The organism is Rhodococcus sp. G-MC3 (genome assembly GCF_030063335.1).
Taxonomy (GTDB): Bacteria; Actinomycetota; Actinomycetes; order Mycobacteriales; family Mycobacteriaceae; genus Rhodococcoides.
In genome coordinates this window covers 1-5,087 of the sequence record NZ_JASISW010000054.1, presented here as the reverse complement: position 1 = coordinate 5,087, position 5,087 = coordinate 1, and the positions used below count along the sequence as shown (strand labels likewise).

Annotated in this window: 7 protein-coding genes and 1 pseudogene; 3 read left to right on the top strand and 5 right to left on the bottom strand. The window is 61.8% G+C overall.

Features of this window, described 5'->3' with window-relative positions:
• Positions 1–450 precede the first annotated feature (450 nt).
• The 3 genes and pseudogenes from QMK17_RS25890 to QMK17_RS25880 form a co-directional block, all read left to right on the top strand.
• Positions 451–1,309: pseudogene (locus tag QMK17_RS25890) on the top strand (IS1380 family transposase); the annotation flags it as partial.
• Positions 1,303–1,596 (top strand): esterase/lipase family protein, encoded by a 294-nt coding sequence (locus QMK17_RS25885; RefSeq protein WP_283512151.1) that lies wholly within the window; start codon positions 1,303–1,305, stop codon positions 1,594–1,596. The pseudogene QMK17_RS25890 and the gene QMK17_RS25885, both read left to right, overlap by 7 nt.
• Positions 1,597–1,680: 84 nt before the next feature.
• On the top strand, positions 1,681–2,127 hold the full coding sequence (locus QMK17_RS25880; protein ID WP_283512150.1) for a hypothetical protein: 447 nt from the start codon (positions 1,681–1,683) through the stop codon (positions 2,125–2,127).
• Between the two features lie 112 nt (positions 2,128–2,239).
• Here QMK17_RS25880 and QMK17_RS25875 read toward each other — a convergent pair whose 3' ends face one another.
• The 5 genes from QMK17_RS25875 to QMK17_RS25855 all read right to left on the bottom strand — a co-directional run.
• Positions 2,240–2,491: a hypothetical protein gene (locus QMK17_RS25875; protein ID WP_283512149.1), complete on the bottom strand. Its 252-nt coding sequence runs from the start codon at positions 2,489–2,491 to the stop codon at positions 2,240–2,242.
• Complete coding sequence (locus QMK17_RS25870; protein ID WP_283512148.1) at positions 2,386–2,967, bottom strand: GGDEF domain-containing protein; 582 nt, start codon at positions 2,965–2,967, stop codon at positions 2,386–2,388. The genes QMK17_RS25875 and QMK17_RS25870 overlap by 106 nt, the downstream gene beginning before the upstream one ends.
• A gap of 65 nt (positions 2,968–3,032) precedes the next feature.
• Positions 3,033–3,341, bottom strand: a complete 309-nt coding sequence (locus tag QMK17_RS25865; protein WP_283512147.1) for an STAS domain-containing protein — start codon at positions 3,339–3,341, stop codon at positions 3,033–3,035.
• A gap of 353 nt (positions 3,342–3,694) precedes the next feature.
• Positions 3,695–4,597, bottom strand: a complete 903-nt coding sequence (locus tag QMK17_RS25860) for an alpha/beta fold hydrolase (protein ID WP_442972833.1) — start codon at positions 4,595–4,597, stop codon at positions 3,695–3,697.
• Positions 4,598–4,712: 115 nt separating this feature from the next.
• A partial coding sequence (locus tag QMK17_RS25855) for a hypothetical protein (protein WP_283512146.1) occupies positions 4,713–5,087 on the bottom strand: 375 nt, incomplete at its 5' end.

Below are 5,087 nucleotides of genomic sequence, written 5' to 3'. Positions count from 1 at the left end.
AACGTCAAGCGGCTTCATTCAAGCATCGGTCACATGCCACCGATCGAATACGAAACGCTCCACTACGCTGACCTCACCACCGGGGATCAGCCCACATTGGAGGCGGCACAAAACCTAGGGTGATTCACCCTGACACGCAGGGTCCACGCCATCGAGAAACTGCAACGCCGATTCAATCCCGCACGTCGCCTACGACCGAACCCTCGCGTTGTCAAACGCAAAGTCATCAAATGGGCAGCCAAACGCTCCCACCACCAATACCATCCGCAACCCGCCACATCACCCGAATGCACAATCATTCAGCACTAACTGAACGGTATTGCCCTTAGCCTGGATGCACCGATTCGGTGAGAGATGAGCGCGAGTTGTAGACGCGAAATGCCCTGTCGTGGTGAAGAATAAGACTTCTCACAGAACAAATTCTGGCCACGCAGAAAGGGCATCTCGCAGATGCAACTATCTCACACCCGCCCTATCGCTGCCGCAAAGTTCGACGACCCGAATCTCGTGTCCACCGCGGGACTGGTTCCGGTGATGGCGTTGGCGCAGCGATCCGGGCTGCCCACCCTCGCCAACGAGCACCTGAGCGTGCCGACCGACACCGGCGCCAACGCCGGCCGCAAGATCGGATCCCTCGTCGCCGGCATGGTCGCAGGAGCCGACAGCATCGCCGACATGGCGATCCTGCGGCACAGCGCGATGAACACCCTCTTCGATTACCCCTACGCACCGTCCACATTGGGATCGTTCCTGCGGACCTTCGAATTTGGTCACGTCCGCCAACTCGACGCCGTCGCCTCCCGACTACTGTGCTCCCTCACCGAACACACCCCGCTGGTCACCGGTATCGACACCGAACCGGCGATGATCGACATCGACGACTCCATCATCGAAGTCCACGGCCACAGCAAACAAGGATCCGGCTACGGCTACTCCGGGGTTCGGGGCCCGAACGCTGATCACCACCGTCACCACGTCCACTGCCGCACCGATCATCACCGGGCAACGTCTACGCAAAGGATCCTGCGGATCCTCCCGCGGGGCAGCGCGGATGATCGCCGACACCCTCACCACCGTCCGGCGACTGCGGACCGCAACGAGAGCGGCAGAAGTCGCAGCACAAGCCACGACAGCGTCCACCACCTCGAACCCAACCCCCGCGAAACCATTGGTGCGAGCCGATTCCGCATACTTCGGCTACCCGACTATCGTTGCCGCGATCCGCGGCGGCGCGGACGTCTCGATCACCACCGGCCTGAACTCGGTGATCCGGGCCGCGATCGCCACCATCACCGACGACGCATGGACACCGTGCTGCTGCGTGGTACATGGGAGAACGCCTACAACAACTTCGCACGGATCTCGCCGGCACTGAACGAGGCCGGCTACTGCGTGTTTGCGCCCAACACAGGCGACAAGGACTCAAGCGCTCTGGGACACATTACGGCGCTGCGCGGAACCGGCCCGATCGCCGACAGTGCGAAAGAGGTCGCCTACTACATCGACGCTGTCCTTGCCCGCACCGGCGCGACGAAGGTCGACATCGTCGCTCACTCGCAGGGCAGCCTGGCCTCGCGCCAGTACATGCACTTTTAAGGTGGTGCCAACACGGCGGACCCAAGCAAGGACAAGGTCGCGGACATCGTCAGCCTCGGCGGATCCAACCACGGGACCACACTGGTGGGCATCGGAACGCTCGGCCGCACCATCAACAACCTCGGCCTCAACGTACTGGGTCTGGTCAGTGCCATCGCCGGACCTGCCGCGTCCGATCAGGTCATCGATTCCCCGCTCGTCAAGGCGCTGGTAGCCGGTGGTGACACCGAGCGCGGAGTCGCCTACACCGCTGTAGCCACTCGATTCGACGAGGTCGTGACACCGTTCAGGACAACGTTCCTCGAAGCCGGCCCGGATGCGACCGTCAACAATATTCTCCTGCAGGACGGCTGCGGCGTCGACTTCTCAGACCATCTGTCGATGTCGGTCTCTCCCCGAACGATCGGGATCATCAAGAATGCGCTCGACCCGGCCGGTAGCCCCGCGAACACGATTCCGTGTGTGTGGAACGCGCCGGTGACCGGCGGCAAACCCCCCGAACGACGCGAAAGCCCGAACTCACCGCCTTAGGCGAGGGTTCGGGCTCTCCGCTTTTCCGTGCAGCTGTCGACCTGTCGCCCACGGCGCGCGACCCACCACACCCGCCGGTGAGCCGAACCGCTACCGCGGTGTACCCGGCGATTCACAGTGTGGTGGACAGACTGCGATCCCCTCCCGCTGTTTTCGCGCGATACATCATCGAATCGGCTGTCCGGATGAGACGTTCGAGGGCCGGTTGGCCCATCTCGGTCAGAGGCGAGTCGGCGGCGAGAACTGCTGCACCGATACTCACCGTGACCGGTATCGGGCTTGTGGAGCCGCCTGCCAGGGCGGGGCGGAGTCCACGAATACGGCCGTCCAGATGCCCGGACGGGCCGGTGAGAACGGCCAGCAATTCCTCACCACCAGTGCGTGCGAGCACAGCGGCGCCGGTGCGGCGCCGGTGCGGCGCCGGTTCAGGCGATCGTCACCGATATCTACAGCGAAGTCGACAAGAGTGTCGGCGACCGACCCGATCACCTGATCGCCGATAGCGTGGTCGTGCTGGTCGTTGACTTGTTTGAACTTGTCGATGTCGATGACGATTGCTGCGATCTCCAGACGATGCTGCCGGGCGTGTTTCCACAGGTCTTCGAGTGCAGTGTCCATGCCGCGGCGGTTGTAGAGGCCGGTCAGCGAATCCAGCGCCGATCGGCGGGCGTCGAGAGAAATCGCCGTCCACGCCACGTGCGCGAACAGGGGTTCCCCCTTGACCGCGGCCAGCACGATCAGAACGCCTGCCGTGATCGTGGCCGGGTCTTCGATACCGGCGTAGTACCCGGTGACAGCGAAACCGATGATCACCGTGCTCGACCACACAAGGTGGGCCACCAGCCACCGTGGGCTGAGAAAGTAAGTGCAGAAAGCGCCGGTGATCGCGAACAGTACCGACCCGATCAGAGCGCCGGCGGAGTCGCTGCGCTCAATCCCACCAACTCCATCGGACGGCGAGTATGCGGGCCGTCCGCAACGACGATCACCGCGACATTGCTGCGCGCCCTGCGTCGAGCCGAAATCAGCACGCTCATTCCCACCGAGGCCAAAAACCCCACCTCCGACAGATCGACGATCACCGCAGCAGGTGACATCGACAATGCAGCCTCGATACCGTCCCCCAGCACCGCTGCGGTCATAATATCTACTTCCCCGCATGCAATGACCACAGCTACTTGATCGATGTGCTCGACGGTGACGTCGAGTCGCACCGCCGGCTGCGTTCCTTCAGCTTGTCATTGTGCAACTCCCCATCTCCCGGTTCGAGGCACTTCGTCCGATGTCAACGCGCCATATCGGCACGGCGCGAGTGCAGGAATACACATGCAGAACGCTCCATCCCACTACGGGCTGTGGCTTCACCGCGTTCGGACAGCATACTTCCCGAAACGCCCAGGCGCTCGATGCATAGACCGAGGACGAATGAGCGCCCGATAGATGTTTCCCGATGTGGTCGCGGTCAGGCTGCGTGCCGGTTTCGTCAACTTGCGCTCGACCAGGCTGGCCGAGACTATCTCGACCTGTAACCAAGCTTGCCGGTTACCCGAACAGCCTGGTTACCTCGTCAGTTCGATACCGCGGTCGTGGTGGGGATCTCGACGGTCTTGTCGGTCATCAGGAAGTCATCGAGTATGCGAAAGAACAACTCGGGTTCGTCGAGCTGCGGGAAATGTCCAGCGCTGGAGAATATCTCGATCCGAGAATTGGGCACTTCACGCCGAATGTTATCTGCATGGGAGGCTGGAATCATAGGATCCTTACCGCCCCAGACCAGCAGCGAGTGTAAAGCAGCGAATTTCTCGAAATGCTGTTTCGCGCTGACTGTTTGACCACGAGGGCCGACCACTGCGCGGGTGGACGCAAGAAAAGCTTCGCGGGAACCCTTGTTCGCCAGTGTCTCGAATGACCTCCAGGCCTCTTCCATACTTTTGCCAAGCCGGATCGGAAGACCCCATGCACTGAGCTTGTCGATGACGGTCTCGGTGCTCGTGCGTACCCAATTGGCTGCCAACACCGGGAGCACGAGTTCGCTGCCAGGCAGAGTCGCGGCTTTGAGGAGCAGACTGACCTCGGGTCCGAGCCCGCCGCTACTGACGAGGGCGATACGCTCGACCCGATCGGGGAACAGATACATGGCTTGCATGACGATTCCGCCGCCGAGCGAATGGCCCACCATGGGTGCCGAATCGATGTCGAGATGGACCAGCAGATCGCGAATGGTCGCGGCATGTGAGGAGAGCGAGTAATCCCCGGACGGCTTGTCGGAGCTGCCGTGACCGAACAGGTCTGGGGCGATAACCCTGTATTTGTCCGACAGGCGCTCGATTTGGCCGGCCCACGACTCGTGCGAGCCGAGCAGACCATGAACCAGTACGACCGGTGGTCCATCACCCACGTCTACGTAGCGGAGTGTGTCCTTGTGCAGCTCGACCGTGTCGAGCTCGTATCGCGATATGTTGTGGTTCATCGACTCGGAGTTCATCGAAATGGGATTCATCGGCGACTTTCCCTTTCAGCTGCGCGTTGTCAGCATCGAGGGCCAGCCTACCCGTGTCCATGACGGACGGTGCACTACCTCAGGGTCAAGATCGAGCTGGTCGACGATTCGCGGCGAAGAAGGCTTTGGTGAGCGGATAGCCGGCGGCCTCTTCGGTCTGTCCGCCGCGGATGCCGTACAGGTCGTATGCCCATAGATAGACGACACTGTCGTGGGTTTCACCAGACGCGTCCAGGATCGTATCCGCACCGAGCACGTGCGCTACTGCGATGACTTCACCGGCGGACCAGATGTAGCGGCGGTTCCATTGGCGTGTCCCCACTGAACGGGGCCATTGAACCGCACCGGTGAGTCCGGAGACTTGGTTTCGTGTGAGTTCGGTCAGCTCGCGAGCTGATCCGATTGTCGAGTGTAGTGGAGCTGTTCGCATTCGATCGGCGGGATGTCGCCGCAGAATCCG